17 protein-coding genes and 1 other annotated feature are annotated in these 21,314 nt (G+C 48.1%); of the genes, 13 read left to right on the forward strand and 4 right to left on the reverse strand.

Features of this window, described 5'->3' with window-relative positions; genetic code table 11:
- Window positions 1-263: 263 nt before the first annotated feature.
- Complete coding sequence (locus DWY93_RS10460) at window positions 264-647, reverse strand: metal-dependent transcriptional regulator (protein WP_117471063.1); 384 nt, start codon at window positions 645-647, stop codon at window positions 264-266.
- A gap of 400 nt (window positions 648-1,047) precedes the next feature.
- Between DWY93_RS10460 and DWY93_RS10465 the strand changes: the two genes are divergently transcribed.
- From DWY93_RS10465 to DWY93_RS10475, 3 genes are all read left to right on the forward strand, one after another.
- On the forward strand, window positions 1,048-1,329 hold the full coding sequence (locus DWY93_RS10465) for a DUF2325 domain-containing protein (protein WP_015555087.1): 282 nt from the start codon (window positions 1,048-1,050) through the stop codon (window positions 1,327-1,329).
- A 135-nt stretch (window positions 1,330-1,464) separates the two neighbouring features.
- Window positions 1,465-2,052, forward strand: a complete 588-nt coding sequence (locus tag DWY93_RS10470) for a DUF3793 family protein (RefSeq protein WP_117471064.1) — start codon at window positions 1,465-1,467, stop codon at window positions 2,050-2,052.
- 83 nt (window positions 2,053-2,135) lie between these two features.
- Entirely contained in the window at window positions 2,136-2,570 is a 435-nt protein-coding gene (locus tag DWY93_RS10475) for a flavodoxin (RefSeq protein ID WP_015555085.1), read from the forward strand.
- Between the two features lie 363 nt (window positions 2,571-2,933).
- Here DWY93_RS10475 and DWY93_RS10480 read toward each other — a convergent pair whose 3' ends face one another.
- The gene (locus tag DWY93_RS10480; RefSeq protein ID WP_117471065.1) at window positions 2,934-4,244 is read right to left on the reverse strand and encodes a hypothetical protein; all 1,311 of its coding nucleotides are present in this window, start codon (window positions 4,242-4,244) and stop codon (window positions 2,934-2,936) included.
- 416 nt (window positions 4,245-4,660) lie between these two features.
- Here DWY93_RS10480 and gdhA point away from each other — a divergent pair, with 416 nt between their 5' ends.
- From gdhA to DWY93_RS10500, 4 genes are all read left to right on the forward strand, one after another.
- The gene (gene gdhA / locus DWY93_RS10485; protein WP_117471066.1) at window positions 4,661-6,013 is read left to right on the forward strand and encodes an NADP-specific glutamate dehydrogenase; all 1,353 of its coding nucleotides are present in this window, start codon (window positions 4,661-4,663) and stop codon (window positions 6,011-6,013) included.
- Window positions 6,014-6,306: 293 nt separating this feature from the next.
- Window positions 6,307-7,251 (forward strand): D-2-hydroxyacid dehydrogenase, encoded by a 945-nt coding sequence (locus tag DWY93_RS10490; protein ID WP_015555082.1) that lies wholly within the window; start codon window positions 6,307-6,309, stop codon window positions 7,249-7,251.
- 82 nt (window positions 7,252-7,333) lie between these two features.
- Window positions 7,334-8,515: an amidohydrolase gene (locus DWY93_RS10495; protein WP_117471067.1), complete on the forward strand. Its 1,182-nt coding sequence runs from the start codon at window positions 7,334-7,336 to the stop codon at window positions 8,513-8,515.
- 145 nt (window positions 8,516-8,660) lie between these two features.
- Window positions 8,661-9,404 carry a zinc ribbon domain-containing protein gene (locus DWY93_RS10500; RefSeq protein ID WP_117471068.1) on the forward strand — a complete coding sequence of 248 codons (744 nt, stop codon included), beginning with the start codon at window positions 8,661-8,663 and terminating at the stop codon, window positions 9,402-9,404.
- Between the two features lie 81 nt (window positions 9,405-9,485).
- Here the strand turns inward: DWY93_RS10500 and DWY93_RS10505 are convergent, their stop codons facing one another.
- Window positions 9,486-10,919: an amino acid permease gene (locus tag DWY93_RS10505; protein ID WP_117471069.1), complete on the reverse strand. Its 1,434-nt coding sequence runs from the start codon at window positions 10,917-10,919 to the stop codon at window positions 9,486-9,488.
- Window positions 10,920-11,406: 487 nt separating this feature from the next.
- Between DWY93_RS10505 and DWY93_RS10510 the strand changes: the two genes are divergently transcribed.
- Window positions 11,407-12,714, forward strand: coding sequence for a putative ABC transporter permease (locus tag DWY93_RS10510; protein ID WP_117471070.1), 1,308 nt, complete (start codon window positions 11,407-11,409; stop codon window positions 12,712-12,714).
- A 75-nt stretch (window positions 12,715-12,789) separates the two neighbouring features.
- Window positions 12,790-13,518 (forward strand): purine-nucleoside phosphorylase, encoded by a 729-nt coding sequence (locus tag DWY93_RS10515; RefSeq protein ID WP_117471071.1) that lies wholly within the window; start codon window positions 12,790-12,792, stop codon window positions 13,516-13,518.
- A gap of 161 nt (window positions 13,519-13,679) precedes the next feature.
- On the opposite strand, the gene pckA is transcribed toward DWY93_RS10515, so the two are convergent.
- Window positions 13,680-15,284 (reverse strand): phosphoenolpyruvate carboxykinase (ATP), encoded by a 1,605-nt coding sequence (pckA, locus tag DWY93_RS10520; protein WP_117471072.1) that lies wholly within the window; start codon window positions 15,282-15,284, stop codon window positions 13,680-13,682.
- 503 nt (window positions 15,285-15,787) lie between these two features.
- On the opposite strand from pckA, the gene DWY93_RS10525 reads away from it, so the two are divergent.
- From DWY93_RS10525 to DWY93_RS10540, 4 genes are all read left to right on the forward strand, one after another.
- On the forward strand, window positions 15,788-16,288 hold the full coding sequence (locus tag DWY93_RS10525; RefSeq protein WP_117471073.1) for a helix-turn-helix domain-containing protein: 501 nt from the start codon (window positions 15,788-15,790) through the stop codon (window positions 16,286-16,288).
- 197 nt (window positions 16,289-16,485) lie between these two features.
- A complete protein-coding gene (locus tag DWY93_RS10530; RefSeq protein ID WP_117471074.1) occupies window positions 16,486-18,390 on the forward strand; it encodes an ABC transporter ATP-binding protein in 1,905 nt (634 codons plus the stop codon).
- Window positions 18,391-18,467: 77 nt separating this feature from the next.
- Window positions 18,468-20,255, forward strand: a complete 1,788-nt coding sequence (locus DWY93_RS10535) for an ABC transporter ATP-binding protein (RefSeq protein WP_117471075.1) — start codon at window positions 18,468-18,470, stop codon at window positions 20,253-20,255.
- A gap of 226 nt (window positions 20,256-20,481) precedes the next feature.
- Window positions 20,482-20,700 carry a hypothetical protein gene (locus tag DWY93_RS10540; protein WP_021905908.1) on the forward strand — a complete coding sequence of 73 codons (219 nt, stop codon included), beginning with the start codon at window positions 20,482-20,484 and terminating at the stop codon, window positions 20,698-20,700.
- Between the two features lie 127 nt (window positions 20,701-20,827).
- Window positions 20,828-21,090: a binding site (T-box leader), on the forward strand.
- The last annotated feature ends 224 nt before the right edge of the window (window positions 21,091-21,314 follow it).

Consider the following 21,314-nt stretch of genomic DNA (forward strand, 5'->3'; position numbering starts at 1 on the left):
AAAAGTGCAGGATCATGGACAAAGATAGTACATGGTCTCTGCGCTTTTTTCTGGCATAGAGAAGACCGTGCACGGCAGGTGCTGAAAGGATATTTGCATGAAAAACCCTGCTCGGGTGACTTTCGTGAGTCTCCCAAAAATGCAGCACATTCAGCCTGATCTGCACATAAAAATAATGCTGGAAACACAAAAGATGTGTTCCCAACATTTTCAAGGGATCATCATAATAACGCTGAAACTGTTGGCAGATCGTTCCAGATGCATTAATTTTTCTCTTCGGAAGAATATTTTTTGATATGTTCTTTGATTGCAGCGAAGCTCTCCGCACTGATATCGTGTTCGATCCGGCATGCGTCGTCGAGAGCGGTCTGCTCGCTGACACCGAGGTCCATCAGCCATTTGGAGAGGGCTGTGTGGCGCTCGTAGATCGTTTCCGCGATCCGGCGGCCTTCATCGGTCAGTGTGATATGTCCCTCGTCATTTACCAAGATCAGGTTGTTGACCCGGAGATTCTTCATTGCGACGCTGACGCTGGGTTTGGAGAAGCCGAGCTCAGTTGCGATATCGATAGAACGCACATACGGCTGTTTTTCGCTTAACATTAAAATAGTCTCAAGATAGTTTTCAGCAGATTCCTGGATTTTCAAGTAATTACCCCCATATATCGTGTAACGTGGTTAGAAACTTTTCAGCGCATTGATGTACGAAAAGCCGTCATAAAAAAAACACAGCCGTGCAATAAGTTCAGCACAAGCCTGTAAACGCCGGAAAGTTATAACATTGTCCGTGATCATTATCAGTTAAACGGAACCTTGTTATTCTTCATTTTAGTATAGCATAATCCGTGAAATGAGTCAAAGTCTATTCTTCCTTTTGAGAAAAAATAACAGTAAATGGGGTGAGAGTTATTCTTATACAAAATAATTAGCTGCAACTAATATAATGGGAAAAACTCTCAATTACAGATATTGACAATGAAGTTAGTTTATGCTAACCTAGTAGCATCAGTTAGGCGGATCTAACCCTTGAGCAAAGGAGGAAAAATTCATGAGCGTTGTTATTATTGGCGGACATGACCGTATGGTCAGACAGTATAAAGAAATTTGTGAAAATCATAAATATAAAGCGAAAGTTTTTACCCAGATGAAGACAGGGCTTGATAAACTGATCGGAAGACCGGATCTTCTGATTCTGTTTACCAACACCGTATCCCACAAGATGGTGCGCTGCGTATTAGATGAGGTGGATGAGAACCGTACTGATATCGTCCGCTGTCATACAAGCAGCGGCACAGCGCTTGCTGAGATTCTTGAAAAGCACAGTGCATAAACCGGAACTGCCGGTGGGATAATGTGATGAGAAAACAGGCAATAATCCGGCAGACCTGCACATTTACTGTGATGACAGTAAGAAAGCACAGGCCGGAAGGCACGGAATCATTATGATGGAAAGGCGGTATGACGTATGAGCGAAGAGATCTTCGGGGTAGTACAGAAGCTCCCGGTCAATGGAACGAAGAAGCAGGTAGTTTTACAGTGTGCACCGCTTCTCACAGGCATCAAATTATCGAATCTTTTAAATGTGCGTGCAGATCAGAAAGAAGAAGTGTTCAAACTTTTTGAAGGATCACCGGTATGCTGCCGGGTTCTCTATGAATTCCGCGGCAGATTGTCGATCCTGCTTTACCGTCCGGGAATGCTCAGGGCATACCTGGAACGGGAGGATGTAAAACGGTTAATGGCGTCCTTCGGATATGAGGACCTAGGTCTTGAGGAAACTTTGGACCGCATCGCGGAAGGTTATCAGGAGCACATGGACGGAAAACTGGGATTCCCCCATGAGATCGGTCTTGTTCTCGGGTATCCGCCAGTGGATGTAGAGGGATTCATTAAGAAGGGCGGCAGAGATTTTCTATATTCCGGATATTGGAAAGTGTATGGAAACCTGGAAGATGCGTTAAAGACATTTGAGGCATATGACCGGGCGAGAGATTATGTGATCTCCATGACCGGAAACGGAAACGAAATCAGGGATATCCTGGCGGCATCCTAAGTACCGCCGGTTCCAATAATAAAAAAGCGGTGGACGGCGAGGTCCGGATTACCGCAAAACAAATTTCAGGAGGAAATAAAAAAATGGATAAGGTTATTGTTGCATACTGGTCTCAGACAGGAAATACAGCTGCTATGGCTGCAGCCATCGGCGAGGGAATCACAGAAGCAGGTAAGGAAGCTGTTGTTACAGACATCTCTTCCGTATCTATGGATGATTTACAGGCAGCATCCGCATTCGCACTTGGATGCCCGGCAATGGGAGCTGAGGTTCTTGAGGAAGGCGAGATGGAGCCGTTTGTAACTGAGGTTGAGGCATTTGCATCCGGCAAGAAGATCGGTCTGTTCGGTTCCTACGGCTGGGGAGACGGTCAGTGGATGAGAGACTGGGAAGACAGAATGAAAGCTGCTGGCGCTACGGTTGTAGGCGGCGAGGGTGTTATCTGCCAGGAAACTCCGGATGATGAGGCTCTTGAGAACTGCAAGGCACTTGGAAAAGAGCTTGCTGCATTAGCATAAGATATATTTAAAGTAACTGTTCAGTAGGTCTGCGCACTTGCTGCGCTGACCGTAAGAAAACATAGGCTGGAGGGCAAAAATCCCATCAGCGAAGCTGATCTGGAATGGATTTTTGCATGTAACTATGAAGGTACTGAATAGTTACTATTTAAATAAGAATGTTCTGACATAAACATAAAAGATGCCGCCGGGAAAGGATGCAGTCCCGGCGGCGTTTTTTATGGTGCTATATGTCTGAAAGAAGCTGCTGATCATCACGAGTGACCACTTCAGCGCAAAAATGTACTTTGACATACTCTTACAGGTGATACAAAAGACCGCACCCCGCATGAAATGTGGCGGAGCGTGGTCTTTTATAATAGCCTAGAAGAATGTCCGTATAAAGTTGTTCTTGCAGAACCGGTACTGTCTCGTCGGCCGTCCTTTGCCTTCCTGCTTCTGGGATTCGATCTCTTCTATTAAATTGGAATCCAGAAGCTGCTGTAAAATACGGTTGCAGCTGCGGCTCGTGATGTTGAGCCACTGGGACAGGGAGGCGGCTGTCATGATCGTGTCCTTATCCATCTGAAAGAGACCGACGATCTTTAAGAGATTGCTCTCATTGATCCCATTGCTCTGGGAATAGTCCAGCGCTTTTGTGTTGGAATAGCTGTAATTTAAGGATCTCGTAAGAGAGAGCGGGCCGGTGAGGGCATTGTCCTCGCCGGAGATGACAAAACCGTCATTCTTTCCGTATTTGACAGCCTCCTGCAGGGCAAGATCTGCCTGATAATGACTCTCACCGAGAGATTTTCCGAATCCGGCGCCGAGACGGAATTCCAGATCGCCTTTCTGATCCAGAAAAGCGATGAGATCCTGGATACGGCTGAAGCTGCTCTTGTAGAGATCACTGTCGAGATCCAGCTCAAACCGGTTGGAGACTGCGTGAAGTGAGAAATCGTACGCGTACTCTTTTCGGAAATCAAGAAGATATTTGTGAAGGGTGATCTCCAGATATTCCCGGTCCTGTGAGGAGATATTATCCGGATAGACGAGCTTTATGAGGATCACGAGCTTGTTGAGCTGGTTCTTCTGTTTTAAGCGGATAGAATTGATTGCGTGCCGGATGGAATCGCGGACCATCTCCTCCGTGGGGAGAAAGTGGATATAGGGGATCTGAAGCTTGTTGAGAACCTCCAGCTGGTTTGTGGTCCGCGTGAACATCATGTCGATCTTTTTACTTTCCCAGAGCTCCACAGCCCGCTCTTTTAAGGTTTCATAGTTATAGACAGGATTTTCAAAGCAGTAAGGCATATGTTCCGGATCCAGATATTTCTTTAAATTCATAAAATCATTTACCGGAGTCAGAAAATCAATATAGAGTCTGTTTAGCGGAACATCCGGGTAATGGATTACAAAATTTAACAGGATGGACAGCAGAGTCTTTTCAGTATAGGAGATAAAGGTACATGGGACCTTCAGATCATCCACATGGGTCAGAATATAGGAGTAACCAAGTTCCCCGGAGAAAAACAGCACATCGGAGATGTCCTTACACTGTTCGTATATGTCTTTAATTTCTTCCAGATTTTCGTAAACGTACCTGTGAAATACACATCCAAAGTCGTTGTGTTCGATCGCTTTATCGATGACAGCCATTGATTTTAAAGGACTTATGATACTGATGCTGATCATGGCCGAACCTCCCTTTTTTTATATAAGGACATGCTATTAATGACAGGCATGTCGATAAATCAGCTTTTATAAGAATCGTACCACAGATTGTTGACAAAGTCAAAAGGGTATGTTAGAATAAAGACAAATAAAGGACGTAAGCAAAATGAGTCCCAAATAGATCAAGAGATTTGTAAGATTTGTATTGAGGGAAATGCGAAAGCTTCCAAATCGCGAGATACAGCGAGAAATCCTGTATACATAGTGAAAAACAACGTATTATATATGATATTTAAACTATATATACAAAAGATACAAAAGCTTTCTCGGAGATCCAATTAAGGACTTGATTTGGGATTCATGAGCAGGAAAAGTCTTTTATTGGTGCAAAATGGCACAGGGGTTTAAGAACCAACATTTAAGGAGGTATTTGCGAGATGAGCAAGTATGTTGAGAGGGTAATTGAGGACGTAAAGACTAAATATGCTAACGAGCCGGAGTTCTGCCAGACTGTAGAAGAAGTATTATCTTCCTTAGGTCCGGTTGTAGATGCACATCCGGAGTATGAGAAGGTTGCCCTTCTTGAGAGAATGGTAATCCCGGAGAGAGTTATCGAGTTCCGTGTTCCGTGGGAGGATGACAACGGAAACATTCATGTAAATACAGGTTACCGTGTACAGTTCAACGGAGCAATTGGACCGTACAAGGGAGGTTTAAGATTCGCACCGAGCGTAAACCTTTCCATCATGAAATTCTTAGGTTTCGAGCAGACATTCAAAGACAGCTTAACAACACTTCCGATCGGCGGCGCTAAGGGTGGTTCCGACTTTGATCCGAACGGCAAGAGCGATAGAGAAGTTATGAGATTCTGCCAGTCCTTCATGACAGAGTTATATCGTCACATCGGTCCGGATGTCGATGTTCCGGCTGGTGACCTTGGTGTTGGCGGACGTGAGATCGGTTATCTGTTCGGTCAGTACAGAAAACTCAGAGGTGCTTACGAGAACGGCGTATTAACAGGTAAGGCTCGTTCCTTCGGTGGTTCCTTAATTCGTCCGGAAGCTACTGGTTTCGGTGCTGTTTACTACCTTGACGCTGTTATGAAACATGAGCATGATACATTACAGGGCAAGACAGTTGCAGTTGCTGGTTTCGGTAACGTAGCTTGGGGCGTTGTACAGAAATTAGCTGAGTTAGGTGCTAAGGCTGTTACACTTTCTGGCCCGGATGGATACATCTACGATCCGGATGGAATTACAACAAAAGAGAAATTCGACTTCATGCTTGAGATGAGAGCTTCTGGACGTAACAAAGTTCAGGACTACGCTGATAAGTTCGGCTGCAAGTTCGTAGCTGGAGACAAGCCGTGGGGCGAGAAAGTTGATATCATCATGCCGTGTGCTACACAGAACGATGTAGACCTTACACAGGCTAAGAGAATCGTTGCTAACAACATCAAGTACTACATCGAAGTTGCTAACATGCCGACAACAAACGAAGCTCTTAGATTCTTAATGGATCAGAAGAACATGGTTGTTGCTCCGTCTAAGGCTGTTAACGCTGGTGGTGTTCTTGTATCCGCTCTTGAGATGAGCCAGAACAGCGAGAGAATCTCCTGGACAGCTGAAGAAGTTGATTCTAAACTTCATCACATCATGACAGAGATCCACGATGGTTCTGCTGAGTGTGCTGAGAGATATGGTCTTGGCTACAACCTGGTTGCAGGTGCTAACATGGTTGGCTTCCAGAAGGTTGCAGATGCTATGATGGCTCAGGGTATCGCTTGGTAGTTTGAAGCGAGCCTCAAATATGACAGCTTCCGATTTGCGAAAACTGCATAAAGAGCATTAGGTTCTGAATATTGGGGATGCTGTCGGGGAGTGTGTCCGACGGCATCCCTTTTAAGTTGTTGGCGTCTGCGAGAGGGCGTTGACGGCATGACGGCTATTAAGAAAATAAATCATATTCGCGAAAATACTTTACAAAATTAGCTTGGCTTTGTAAAATATAATGAGAGCAGGGAAATCCCTGTTCACTGAGGGTTTGGGGAATAATTTCATTTCTTGAAAGGAGAACTTTTATTATGAATTGCCTTATCATTGACAAAGTATGGGGTGGTATCGCTGAGGAACTCAGCAAATGCATGAATGTTAAAACAGCTGACAATCTTCCGTCCAGCAAAGAGCAGCTTATCGCAGAGATCGGTGATGTTGATGTCCTGATCATGCGTGTGGACCCGAAGATCGACAAAGAGATCCTCGACGCAGCTAAGAACTTAAAGGTTATCGGCGTTTGCTCCGTTGGTTTAAACCATATCGATATGGAATATGCGAAATCCAAAGGAATTCAGGTATTCAACGCACCGGGCTTAAATGCAAACGCAGTAGCAGAGTTAACAATCTCCAAGATGTTAGATATCTCCCGTGGAACCTTTACAGCAAACTACGATGTAAAATATAACCATGAGTGGGATAAGTACAAATTCGAAGGCCGTGAGTTAAGAGGAAAGACTCTTGGTATCATGGGATTCGGCCGTATCGGTCAGCGTGTAGGCGAGCTTGGCCGTGCATTCAAGATGAACATCGTTGCTTACGATCCGTTCCTTCCGGACGACGTATTTAAGCAGCAGTGCGCAACAAAGGCTTCTATCGACGAGCTGATCAAGGTTGCTGATTTCATCTCTATCCATGTACCGCTGACACCGGAGACAAAGAATCTCTTCAATAAGAAATCCATCGCTGAGATGAAAGACGGCGCTGTTGTTCTTAACATGAGCCGTGGCGGTATCGTAAACGAGGCTGATATGTATGAAGCTCTGAAAGAGGGCAGAATCGGCGGCTACGCAGCAGACGTTATGGAGAACGAGCTTGCAGGCAGCGGCTTAACAGGTAATGATACATTCGCAAGCCCGCTGTTCGAGTGCGATAACTTCATCGTATCCCCGCACATCGGCGCTCAGTCTGTAGATGCTTCTAAGGACATCGGTGTTCATATCGTTGCTAAAGTTAAAGAGGCTCTTGGTTTATAATTCAGAGAACTCAGAAGAACCCGGAGACGGACTGTCGCCGGGTTCTTTTCATTAAGACTTCAAAAATAAGGAGGACATAAAAATGGGCACAATTACGGAGTCAGCAAAGGCTTTCATGCCGAAATTATCTGAAATCAGAAGAGATTTTCACATGCACCCGGAGGTTTCCCAGCATGAGGAAAGAACCGGAAAGAAGGTAGCAGAGTATCTGAAGGAGATGGGGTGCGACGAAGTATATGAAAATGTCGGCGGATACGGTGTAGTCGGAGTTATCAAGGGAAAGAAAACGGGTAAAGTCGTTGCTCTCCGTGCGGATATGGATGCATTACAGATCCAGGAGATGAATGAGGTTCCTTATAAATCCCAGAATGACGGTGTTATGCATGCCTGCGGACATGACAACCACATGACGGGTCTTCTTGGTGCTGCAATGCTTCTCTGCGAGAGAAGAGAAGAGATCGCCGGAACGGTGAAACTGATCTTCCAGCCTGCGGAGGAGATGTCTCCGGTTGGCGGATCCAGAGGAATGCTCCATTCCGGATATATGGATGATGTGGAAGCTGTATTCGGTCTTCATGTATGGCCGGATCTTCCGCACGGCAAGATCGGGGTGAAGGCAGGCCCGTTAATGGCTGCAACAGACCACTTTACGATCAATATCCATGGTAAGACTGCCCATGGCGCAAAACCGAATCAGGGTATTGACGCTGTTGTTCTCGGTTCCCAGTTCGTTATGGCCGCACAGACCATCGTCAGCAGAAAAGTTGATCCGCTTGACAATGCTGTTGTGACATTCGGTATTTTTAACGCAGGAACAAGATACAACATTATCGCAGGTGACTGTACACTGGACGGAACCGTTCGTACATTAAATGAGGACACCCGCGCGATGATCGAGGATTCCATGAGAAAGACTCTCGATGGTCTCTGCTTGCAGTCCGGTGCAACTGCTGATATCAACTATGGCCACGGTTATCCGGCTCTTGTAAATCATGAGGAGGACGCTGAGCTGATCCGCAATACAGCAATCAAGCTCTTCGGCAAAGATGATGTTGTGGATGTAAAACTCCCGGCTATGCCGGCGGAGGACTTCTCCTTCTATCTGAAAGAGAAGAAAGGCGCGTTTGTATGGCTCGGCACCGCAAAACCGGAGCAGGATCCGGTATGGCCGTTACATAACAGCCGTTTCGATGTGGACGAGGATATCCTCTGGAGAGGTTCTTCCCTGTTAGCACAGACTGCGATCGATTATTTAAATAAATAATGGATGATCCTGGGGCGGCGGTTGGAGTAGAACTCCGGCTGGTCGCCCTGTTTTGTCTATGTGGTCAGCAGTTGAAAATACATGGTGAAACCACGATAACGAAAGGGGTCCGTTTGGAGGATTCCTTACAGCAGGAGGAAACGATATGACAGCAGGAAACGCGATCCTCATCGTCGCGATCGTGACTGGGCTGGGTCTGATCGGAGCTCTCTTTTTTGTGATGTTTAAGATCCGGCAGATTTCGCGGGAATTTTTCGGAACCTCGAGTCTGATCGAAGGGCTGAAACGTCAGGAAGCGCTGGAGGACGATACACCGAAGTCGGTGTCCGGAATGACGAGGGTGGAACTTCCGCGGATTGAGAAGGATTTCCCGGAATTTCACTGGCCGGAGTGGAAACAGAGGTGTGAGAATCAGTTAAAGGGCTATCTGGAGGCACTGGAACACCAGGATCTCTCTTACCTTGGAAAGGTGTCTGTGTCCTTAAAGGATCAGGTGCGGCTGAAGATCGAGGAGATGGAGGAGAAGGAGATCCGGGAAGAATTTGACGCGATCCATGTCCATCAGACGGAGATCTCCAGATACGACAAAGATCCGGGAAAATGCCGGATCCGGATCCAGTCCGCGGTGGAGTACCTGCACACATTAAAGACGCCGGATAAAAAGAAAAATGTGGAGCAGGAAAAAGAACAGCACCGCTTCAATATGGAGCTGGTCTACATCCAGGATATCACAAAGATACGCGCTGGCGAGACTGCTATTGGTGTCAATTGTCCCCACTGCGGCGCACCGATTGCCGGTCTTGGCGATCGCGTCTGCCCATACTGCGGCGGCGCCGTGGAACCGGTGAATGTGAGAGTGTGGGAGTTGCATCGGATCGAGGAAGTGTAAATTGAAATGAACTGAAAAAAACTCTGGAATTCTGATATTTTTGATCAGAATACTCCAGAGTCTTTTTGTCATTGAAATAAATTATTTTGCCTTTGCAACTTCCCGCTTTTTGATCTCCGGTAAGATCAGACCAAGTGCTGTGAGCACTACCGGTGTGATTACATTTAATGCTGTGGAAGCGATATCGCCTTCAACATACATTCCGAGGAGACAGCAAGCTGCGGTTACGAAGAAGCACCAGCCGCCTGCAACAAGGGCAATTGTCTGGTTCTTTGTAAATTTGTACTCCGGGTTGAACTTGTTGAGGGATTTTCTAAGAGCAATGTATGCTGCGAATACCCACAAGTAACGAAGCGGCATGGTTACAGAATTCAGTTTGTTTAACTGAGTCAGAACGGATGCAGCACCCGGTACGAAGGACTGGATCAGGATGATGCTGCCGGATAAGCAGATAACCATCTTGATACCGTTGATGTATGCGCCATGCTCATTCTTCTTTAAGAGGCCGGACGGAACGAACTGTCTTGCATCCTCGTTGTCAAGAAGTATACGAAGCGGAGCGTCGATACTTAATACAAGTGTGGAGAACTGACCGATGGCGTTGCATGCTGCGTAGATAACGAGCAGGAGGTTGCCAACATGATAGTACTCACCGAGCTTCTGGAAGGACCAGTAAGCGCCGTTGGAAACGTAGGACTTGAAGCTGTCTGTGCTCTCGTTGATGACAGCCGGATCAAACATCATGCCCATCGCGATACTTCCGAGGATCGCGCAGACCATAACCATAACGGCTAACATGATCATACCCTTCGGGAATCCCTTGGACGGATCTTTTACCTTATTTACATAAGGGGAGATCTTTTCGCATCCGCCGACTGCGAATACAAGGATGGAGAGGGATGTGAAGTAGTTCACGTTGAACTGCGGAATCAGACCTTTTACTGTGTAATCAGCAGAAACGAAACCGCCGTTCGGGTTGATTGCCGGTGCTGCGAACATCATTAAGATGAACAGGATGGACATTACGAACATACTGGAACCAGCGATCGTTGCTAATTTCTTTAACGGGTTTAAGCCGCGGCTTGCAACCCAGCAGAAGAACAGGAAGACAGCGAGTGTTGCCATCTGTACAGCGATCGTCGGGAATGTGTCGTAAGTGGAGCCATTCTGGAATACCATCCAGCTTAATGCCTTTAATCCGCCGCTTCCTTTACTTGCGATGTAAGTTACATGGCAAGCCCAGTAAGTCCAGCCAGCGTAATAAGCGCATTTCGGGCCGATCGTTTCGTGGATCCAGGAGCTGACGCCGCCGCCGGACTGCTTGAAAGCGGAGCCGAGCTCACCTACCATCAGGGCATAAGGCACGAAATAGAGAGCGAACATCAGAACCCAGCTGAAGATTACCTGTACTCCGTTGAAGTAAACGAAGCCATTCAGCACGTTTCCGAATCCCCAAACCGTGGAGAATGCCATGAAGGCCAGGGTGTACCAGTCGATTTTCTTGGTGTTTTCCATAAGAAACCTTCCTTTGATATAAAATTGTATTTGTCCGCGTAACACGAACTTATTTAGTATAACATATAATTATGGAAATATGAACAATTTATTATGAGAAAAAAATTGGAAATCAATTAAGAAAATTTGGTAGAAATCCATAAAAATGCAGAAAAAGGTCAGGTTGAAAATATTTTCTAAAGAAGGGGGAAAGAGGAGAGAAAAATGAAACGGACGAGGGATTGGGGCAGCGGTTTGGGAACATGAATGGAAAACAGATGTCCTTATTTAAATAGGAAAACTTTGAAAAAACGAAATAAAAGAAACATATTCTATATGAAGAAGAAATGTGGTAAAATATCTGGATACATGCTCTGCTTTTTTATAGAAGCAGGATGGAAAATAAGGGAATGAAAAAGCGGAGGACAGTATTCTGGGAACAGATGCACAAATGAGGCAATGCTTCCGGGAAAACAAAAGAAAAATCAGGAGAGGATAGGTACAAAATATGGGGTATACAGGATTTGAGCGACTGTGGCTGTTCTTTGCGTTCAGCTTTTTCGGCTGGGTCCTCGAGACGGTGACAGCGGCAGTGCGGCAGAGACGGTTTGTAAACAGAGGGCTCGTGAATGGGCCGTTCTGCGTGCTTTACGGTATTACGGGAACCGCGATGCTTGTTGTCTGCCGGGAACTGCATGGAATCTGGCTGTTTCTCGGCAGTATGATCTTTTCGACTCTGGCGGAGTGGATCGCTGGCCATGTGATCGAGAGGATGTACCATGAGCGGTGGTGGGATTATTCCCACATGAAATGGAACCTGGACGGATATATCTGTGTGCCGGTGTCTATCGTATGGGGCGTTCTTGGCGCCGCTACGATGCGGTGGGGTGCACCGGTCCTGGTGCGGGTATTCCGGATGCTCCCGCGGACTCCGGGGCATCTGATCGTGTGGATTCTGGCGGCTGTGCTGGCGATGGATGTCACGGCGACCTTATGTATCTTATCCGGCAGAAGCCGCAGGATCCGCCAGTGGGAAGGCGTGGATTCCTGGCTCACAGGTGTGAGCTCAAGGCTTGAGCGGAAGATCTATGGCTGGGTGGACCGCCGTATCCAGAACGCCTACCCGGAGGCGGTATATCGGGAGGAGCTCCAGGCGGAGGCTGAGCAGAGAAAGACGATATTCGCCTACGGCCTTTGTTTTTACAAGATCGCGCTGCTTCTGGTAGTCGGCGCGTTCCTCGGAGATATCGTGGAGACGATCTTCTGCCGGGTGACGGCGGGCGTGTGGATGAGCCGCAGCAGCTTTGTCTGGGGACCGTTCAGCATCGTCTGGGGCGTGGCCCTGGCTGCGGCGACGATGCTGCTGTACCGCTACCGGAAGTATTCCGACCGGTTCCTGTTCTTTATGGGAACATTCCTCGGCGGTGCCTATGAGTATACCTGCAGCGTTTTGACAGAAATGCTCTTTGGAAAAGTTTTCTGGGACTACAGTAAGATTCCGTTTAACCTTGGCGGGCGGATCAATCTTTTGTATTGCTTTTTCTGGGGAATTGCGGCTGTGGCATGGATCAAGGGTATCTACCCGGTAATGTCCGCCTGGATCGAGAAGATTCCGATAAACTTCGGAAAGGCAGCGACATGGCTTCTCCTGATATTTTTCTGCGTGGACATGGCGGTCTCCGGGCTGGCCCTTGTGCGAAGCAGTGAGAGGGAAAAGGGAATCCCAGCGGATTCCGCTTGGCAGCAGGTGATAGATGAGCATTATGGGGATGAGGTGCTGAAAAAGATCTATCCGAATGCGCTGAAAGTGGAGTAACCATGGTTTCCGGCAGACAATCCGGTGAAATTATGGTAGGATATACATATGAAAGAAAAAGGAGCGTGAATACAGATGACGATGCATAATCATGCCGAAGTCGGCGAAATTTCTGAGCGGATCGTCCTGGTAGGAGATCCGAACCGGGCGAAGTATATCGCGGAACATTATCTGGAAGATGCGGTGCTTGTGAATGATGTGCGGTGTGCGTACTGCTATACGGGAATGTTTGAGGGAGTACGGGTATCTGTGATGGCAGTCGGAATGGGCGGACCGTCCATGCTGATCTACGCCACGGAGCTCTGCAGGGATTATGGCTGTAAGATCCTGGTGCGTGCAGGTACCTCCGGCGGCTATCAGGACGATATGAAAAACTTCGATATCGTCCTGTCCCAGGCGGTCAGCACCACCAGCGGAATCAACGACAACATGTTCAACGGACATTTCTCACCGGTGGCAGATTTCGGGCTTTTGAGCACCGCGAAACGCATTGCGGATGAGGAACATCTCGTGACGTACGTGGGCGGAACGGTCTGCAACGACAGACTTTACCGCGACGAAAATTATAAGTCGAAGATGTGGAAGAAGTACGGTATGCTGTGCTCTGAACAGGAGGGCTGCGCATTTTATACGGCGGCAGCAGAGTTTGGATGCCGGGCTCTGATGATGGTGGGAATCACAACAGGAATCCGCTATGACGAGAACGGACAGGAGATCTTTGTGGACCTTCCAGAGCGGGAACATGCCCAGTCCATGGATGATCTGGTACGGCTGGCGCTTAAGACGGCGGCACATGCGGAGTAGAGAGCGCTGAACAGGAAAGACCAGCTTATAGCAGGAGCGGATCCTGCTGGCTCAGAATGTTAAGGATCGTAATAGTGATAAGATGCAAAAAGAGGACACTGCACGTTACATGCAGTGTCCTCTGACATTTATCAGCTTATAAAGCTAAATCAGTAAGACGATCAGATCTGCGGGCCAGCGGCAACGAGGGCTTTACCAGCTTCGTTACTCTCATATTTTGCAAAGTTCTTGACGAATCTGCCTGCGAGGTCTTTTGCTTTCTCTTCCCAGTCAGCAACGTTTGCGTATGTATCGCGTGGGTCGAGAATCTTGGAATCAACGCCCGGAAGCTCAGTCGGAACTTCGAAGTTGAAGTGCGGGATCTTCTTTGTCGGTGCGTTTAAGATATCGCCGTTTAAGATCGCGTCGATGATTCCACGGGTATCTTTGATGGAGATACGCTTGCCGGTTCCGTTCCAGCCTGTGTTAACGAGGTATGCCTTAGCGCCGCTCTTTTCCATCTTCTTAACAAGCTCTTCCGCGTATTTTGTCGGATGGAGCTCCAGGAATGCCTGACCGAAGCAAGCGGAGAAGGTCGGTGTCGGCTCTGTGATTCCGCGCTCTGTACCAGCAAGCTTTGCTGTGAAACCGGACAGGAAGTAGTACTTTGTCTGCTCCGGAGTCAGGATGGATACCGGCGGAAGTACACCGAATGCATCTGCGGAGAGGAAGATCACGTTCTTAGCTGCCGGACCTGCGGAGATCGGGCGAACGATATTTTTAATATGGTCGATCGGATAGGATACACGGGTGTTCTCGGTTACGCTCTTGTCAGCGAAGTCGATCACACCGTCTTTATCAAGTGTTACGTTCTCGAGAAGAGCATCGCGCTTGATCGCGTTGTAGATATCCGGCTCGGATTCTTTATCAAGGTTGATAACTTTAGCGTAGCAGCCGCCCTCGAAGTTGAATACTCCGTTGTCGTCCCAGCCGTGCTCGTCATCACCGATCAGGAGACGCTTCGGATCTGTGGAAAGAGTTGTCTTACCTGTTCCGGAAAGTCCGAAGAAGATCGCTGTGTTTTTGCCTTCCATATCTGTGTTAGCGGAGCAGTGCATAGATGCGATGCCCTTTAACGGAAGGTAGTAGTTCATCATGGAGAACATACCTTTCTTCATCTCTCCGCCGTACCAGGTGTTGATAATAACCTGCTCGCGGCTTGTGATATTGAAGACAACAGCTGTCTCGGAGTTTAAGCCAAGTTCCTTGTAGTTCTCAACTTTTGCTTTGGATGCGTTATAAACAACGAAATCCGGCTCGAAGTTTTCAAGCTCTTCAGCAGTCGGCTTGATGAACATGTTCTTTACGAAGTGTGCCTGCCAAGCGACCTCAACGATAAAACGGATCGCCATGCGGGTGTCTTTGTTTGCGCCGCAGAATGCGTCGACAACGAAAAGTCTCTTGTTGGAGAGCTCTTTTAATGCGATATCTTTTACTGCCTTCCAGGTTTCCTGGGAAGCCGGATGGTTGTCGTTCTTATACTCGTCAGAAGTCCACCATACAGTATCTTTGGAATTTTCATCCACAACGATAAATTTATCTTTCGGTGAACGGCCGGTGTAGATACCGGTCATAACATTAACTGCTCCGAGTTCGCTGACCTGTCCTTTTTCGTAGCCTTCGAGTTCCGGCTTCATTTCCTCCTCGAATAACATCTCGTAAGACGGGTTGTAGACGATCTCTGTGGTTCCGGTGATGCCATACTTGCTTAAATCAATCTTTGCCATCGCTTATCTAACCTCTTTTCATAAATTTGGTCCCGACCGCAGTGGGGCGGGACTATCGTCTTGTACATGTTCAGGGTTGAACAGGTACCATTACCTGGAAATTTTACAGGCAATAATGATATCTTTCACTTCCATTATACATGAAATTTGGACAAAATCAACAACAAAATGGCAGACTTTGTTAAAATAATATCATTCTTTTACTGGATGCCGTTTTTCATACTGAAATTTTAAGAAAATAAAGTAAAGACATTATTTTCAAAGAAAAAGCAGAAATATGAGGTTGACAAAATTAGATAGTTGTACTATCATCCAATTTAGATGATAGTACAACTATCTGGAGCAAAATTGTGTTAAAATTTGCATAGTGGTGAGACAGGACGGATATGAACGAGGGAGTCCGCCGGGATTTACGATATTGTAATTCTATGGAACAGGAATAAGATACGCAGATAGCGTGAAGCCGGGGGAGCAAAAGTAAAGCGATATTTGGAGGAGACTTTATGGACCAGACTGGAAGAAAGATCACAAAGATCGCCCGTGAGGTTGGAAAGTTCACGGTGCAGACCATGAAGGAAGAGGGGATCGGAACAGCGGAATTCGATTTTATCCATCTCGTGCGCCACAATCCGGGAATCACCCAGACGGAGGTACGGGAGACTCTTAAGATCGATAAGGGCGCTGCGGCGAGGCGGGCGGCAAGCCTGGAGGCAAAAGGGTATCTCGAGAGAAAGCCGAATCCGGCGGATGGAAGAAGCCAGCTGCTTTACGCGACAAAAAAGGCGGAGGCATTAAAGAATTCGAAGGCGAGTATCGAGGCGGTCTTTTATGAGTGGCTGCTGGCGGAGCTGCCGGAGGAGGAGAAAAACGCATTTTGTGAGACGCTCGACAAACTGTACTGGCGGTCGAAGAATGAGCGGAGAGCTGGATTTGTGGATGTAGCGGAGTTAGTGGAGAAGCATAAGGAAGAGAATATAGAGGGTGCAGATGAAAAAAAGATGTAAAAAATAGAACTGTTTGAAGCTAGGATCTTGAAAGCAGCGGTGATAATAAAGAGAACGAGAAATTCTGGGTCTGGTGCAGAAAAAAGATATTTTTGAAGAAATTGCAGCAAAAATAAAAACAGACACTCCGGAAGAAGCTGCTTCAGAGAGAAATCGGTAACCTGGAAAAGTTTATAAGACTTCAGGAAAGAACAGCAATGGAAAAGAAAAATTTTCGCCCAGATAAGATCATGATGTATTTCCGGGCAGAATGGAAGGTTCTGGCGTTGATCACAGTGTCGGGATTGATCTATAACCTGGGCCTCATGGCGGGGCCATGGTTTGAGGGAAAGATGGCGGGCTGCCTGATGCAGATCCTGACAGGGACGGAGCGTTTTCCGGCGATGCTCCGGCTGGCGCCCGCCTATGTGATCGTGATCGGAACGGTGCAGCTGGCGAGATATATCAAGCGGTTCTATGTGCGCCGGTTCGCCAACAATGTAAACCGGCGGATGAAGCGGATCCTGTACCGGACACTGATACATAAATCCCGTGTGGAGCTGGAAAAAGAGGGCGCCGGAAATGTCATCACGAAGGCGATCTCCGACGTGGATGACTGCGTGGAAGGTATGAGAAAGTTTACCACGGAGATCTTTGATACAGGTGTGGCGCTTTTCGGATATGTGTGCATGCTGCTCTATTACGACTGGAGACTGGCGCTCTGTTCCATGATCTTTCCCCCTTTTTCCTATATTATAGCAGAGAAGATGAAACGGATCGTCCAGACAACGGGAGCAGCTTACAAGAAGCAGACCGGAAAGCTCAACGCGGTGACCCTGGATCGGATCACCAACGCCATTACATACCGTGTTTTCGGATGTGAGAAGGAGCGCGGGGAGAACTACGAGGTTCACTTAAAAGAGTATGAACAAGCAGCTGTGAAGGCGAATATCTGGAACGCGGCTCTGCCGCCGGTCTACAAGGTGATCGCCATGGCGGGAACTGTGATGATCCTGTATTTCGGTTCAGAAAATATCCTCGGAATGGGCTGGACGTCATGGGATGTGGCGGCATTTACCACATTCCTGGCATGTTACGCGAAGCTCTCCGATAAGTCCTCGAAGGCGGCGAAGCTCTTCAATGCGGTCCACAAGGCGCAGGTTTCCTGGAAGAGGATCCATCCGTACATGGAGCGGGCGTCTGAGGCTGTGGAGAAAGATGAGATCGCGGCGCAGAATGAAAACTACAATACTGAAAGCTCCGACAAGGATGTGAAGAATGGACCGGGAGGCAGTGCGGTGCATAAATCCGGGCAGCAGTCAGAAAAGAACAGCGTCAAAGAAAACGTAGCCGTAGCTGATCATCTCTCTTTCGCCTATCCGGGCAGTGACCCGATCTTTAAGGAGATTTCCTTCACCGCGAAACCAGGTCAGATCGTCGGCATCACGGGTCCGGTGGCGTGCGGAAAATCTACACTGGGAAAGAGTTTTCTCTGCGAATATCCGTATGAGGGTCATCTGACTTACGGCGGCAGGGAGCTTTCCTCCTACACGGAAAATGAGCGGAGCCGGATCATCGGGTATCTTGGACATGATCCGGAGCTTTTGGGAGACAGCGTGGAAAACAACGTGCTCTTGGGGGATGATGACAACGTCTGGACATGGCTTAGGGCTGTATGTTTCGACGAGGAGGTCCGGGAGATGGAGGAGAAGGAGAAGACCGTTGTGGGAAACAGTGGCGTCCGTCTCTCGGGAGGGCAGGCGGCGCGTCTTGCGTTGGCGAGAACACTCTGCCATGGAAAGCCGGTGCTGGTTCTGGATGATCCGTTCTCGGCGCTCGACAGAAATACAGAAAAACAGGTATTTGAGCATGTGAAGGAGCTCTCGAAAGACAGGATCGTGTTCCTGATCTCCCACAGACTATACCTGTTCCCGGAGTTCGACCAGGTGATCTGGATGGACCAGAAGATGGGAACATGCAGCAGCCATGAGAGGTTGATGGCGGAAAATCCGCAGTACGCGGAGCTTTACAGGGCGCAGGTTTCGGAGAAAGATGAAAATATTCTGTCAAGTGAGAAAAAGGATCATCCTGACGGCGCACAGAAATATGAGGATATTGAATAGACAACGAAAAGAAGCGGAAATCGCGGGAATCCATCAGGGAGACCGCATGAAAATTCTGGGGAGAGGAGATGGAAATCATGACTGCAAATAGACGTATCAGCGCGGCATCGATTATCGGAAATACCGTCGTGCGGGAAAAATGGCTTTCCATCGGAATCATTCTGACGGTGACGGGTGCCGTTGTCATTTCCCTGCTTCCGCCTCTCGTTCTCGGAAAGATCATTGACCGGATCGCCGGCGGAAATTTCCCGGGATTTTCCATGGCAGCAGAGTATTTTCTGCTGATCTTTTTGTCGGGGGCGCTGGAGTCCTTGAGAGAAAGTTTCCTGACTGTGTTTGGACAGAAGATGACCCATGCGTTCCGAAGCGAGCTTTCGAAGAAGCTTGTCCGGCTGAGCGCTGACACATTAAATAAGGAAGAGCCGGGTGCTGTGGTATCCAGGTTTGTGGGCGATGTAGATACCGTGGAGGCATTGTTTACCTCCGGAATCATCAGCATGTTCGCGGATGCCTGCAGAGTCATCAGTATCTTTGCGGTGATCTGGTTCCAGAACCGGGGACTTGCGCTGCTTCTTGTTGTATTGATTCCGGTGATCTTTGCGTTCACGAGAATCGTCCAGAAGCAGATGCTGACGGCGCAGTTAGAGAATCGCGCGGCAATGAGCCGTGTCACAAATCATGTTCCGGAGACAATCCGGTGTATCAGAACGATTCATACACTTGGAAAAGAGACGTATATGGAGAAAAGGTATGATGACTATATCGGGGAGAGCTATTCGGCGGTCGAGAAGACGAACTTTTACGACGCTGTTTACTCGCCGTTGATCCTGTTCCTGAATGCGGTGGCGGTGGCGATCGTCATGCTGCTTGCGGCATCCGGAAACGCGAAGATCCTGGCATTGTTCGGCATGTCCGTGGGAAAATCTGTCGCAGTCATCAACTATATTTCCCAGGTATTCTCGCCGATCGAGAATCTCGGCATGGAGATCCAGACGATCCAGTCGGCGGTTGCGGGTGTTTACCGGATCAACGAGTTTCTGGCGAAGCCGGAGAGGGAGATGGTAGAAGAGAGAGCACTTGTGGATTCCAGACATACAGTTGGAAAGAATGGCGCTGTACAGGAATTAGAGAATGCGCAGGGGAGAGCGGAGAATAGTTCCGGGGACACCAGTGCGGCGAGTATAGATTTAGATGCGGCTAAGTTAAAGGATGGCGGCATTTTCGAGAATACAGAACCATGCGTGGAGTTTAAAGATGTCACCTTCGGCTACGACGACCACATCGTTTTAAATGACATGAATTTCGCAATCTATCCGGGCGAGCAGGTAACGCTGACGGGACGTACCGGCGCCGGAAAGAGTACGATTTTTAAGCTGCTTTTAGGACTCTATCGCCCGAATTCCGGTGAGGCTCTGATTGAGGGCGAGGCGGCATATCGGCTCTCTGACAAGGAGAAAAGAAAGAAGTTCGGCTATGTGGAACAGTCCTTTCATATGGTTCCGGGCACGGTCCGCGACCAGATCACACTGTTTGACCCGGCGATCGGGGACGAGGCGGTGCAGGCGGCCGCGAAGCTCGTGGGACTCCATGGGACGATCGTGAGCCTGGATGATGGCTATGACACATTATGTAAACCGGAGATATTCTCCCAGGGTCAGTGGCAGCTCTTATCCATCGCGAGAGCCGTTGCCGGAAAACCTGGGATCCTGCTTCTCGATGAGATCACGGCGAACCTTGACGCGGAGACGGAGGAGATGGTGATCCGGGCATTAAAGAGCGCGTCGGAAGGGCGTACTGTTATCTCGATCTCCCACCGTGTTTACCAGAAGGACGGAACTGGGCGGCTCATTACCGTGTATGGATAGGGATTTTCTGAACTGAAAATCCCGTACAATACAGTTATGGCAGCGGATTTTGCCGATTTGGAATGCGAAGCATCGGCAAAATCGGTTACAGTTCATGTAAGCATGAACTGTAACACCAGATCAGGTATTTAGCGATTGGGAGTTGATTTATATTTACAAATGTTGACAGTGGGAATATAATAAGCCGAAGAAATCCTCGAGATTTTGTTTGACGGGAGGCGAAATCATGTCAATTTTATTTGCGATCATATTTCTTGTCGTGATCTTTAAGTGCGTTGGTCTTGTGCTTGGCGTATGTGGAAAACTTCTCGGCGCGGTGCTGAGCTTGTTTGGATTTATCTTATCCATCGCTGTCGGAGCAATCGTATTCGGAATTTCCACGGCATTTGCATTGGTGCTGTTATGCATCGCGGCGGGATGGCTGTTGATCAAGCTGATATTTTAAAGATCGTGTGTTTAGAATGGACACAGAAAGTGTGAGACTCCGGGATGGTGATGCCGGCCTGCAAAATCCGTCCCGGAGTCTTGACAAACATGGAAAAATCCATTAAAATCCATCATATATGCATATCAGACAGGCATTGAAGAGGGAAAGTAGATGAATGGCGGCATCCCAGAGAGGAAGCAGACGGTGAGAGCTTCCATGTGCGCGTTGTTGAACCGGCCTCGGAGCTTTGTGCGAGAGATGTGGAAAACGGCAGTGAAAACAGATTGCCGCAGTGAATGACTACATTGCTAAGTACAGCGTAGATCCGGCGTTAACGGATATCAGAGGAGAGTTCCCGTAAAGTGCGGGAGCTAATTTGGGTGGTAACGCCGGCTGTCGGTCCCTTTTGTGGACGACAGCCTTTTTTATGTAACAGGGAATTCCTTGGAATTTCCTGTTACATAAAAAGGCACTAATGTGCCAAAGATGCGCACTCGCGCGAAGATGTAGATTGTCGCAAGCGACCGCGCGAGGCGCGAGAATGTGCCAAGGCACATTTTTTTCGTTTCCACGGGGAGTGCCCCGGAACGGAACAGGCGTCCTGCATCCTCAGAAATTTTAGATGTATGCAA

This window comes from Clostridium sp. AF28-12, assembly GCF_003435225.1.
GTDB lineage: Bacteria > Bacillota > Clostridia > Lachnospirales > Lachnospiraceae > Pilosibacter > Pilosibacter fragilis.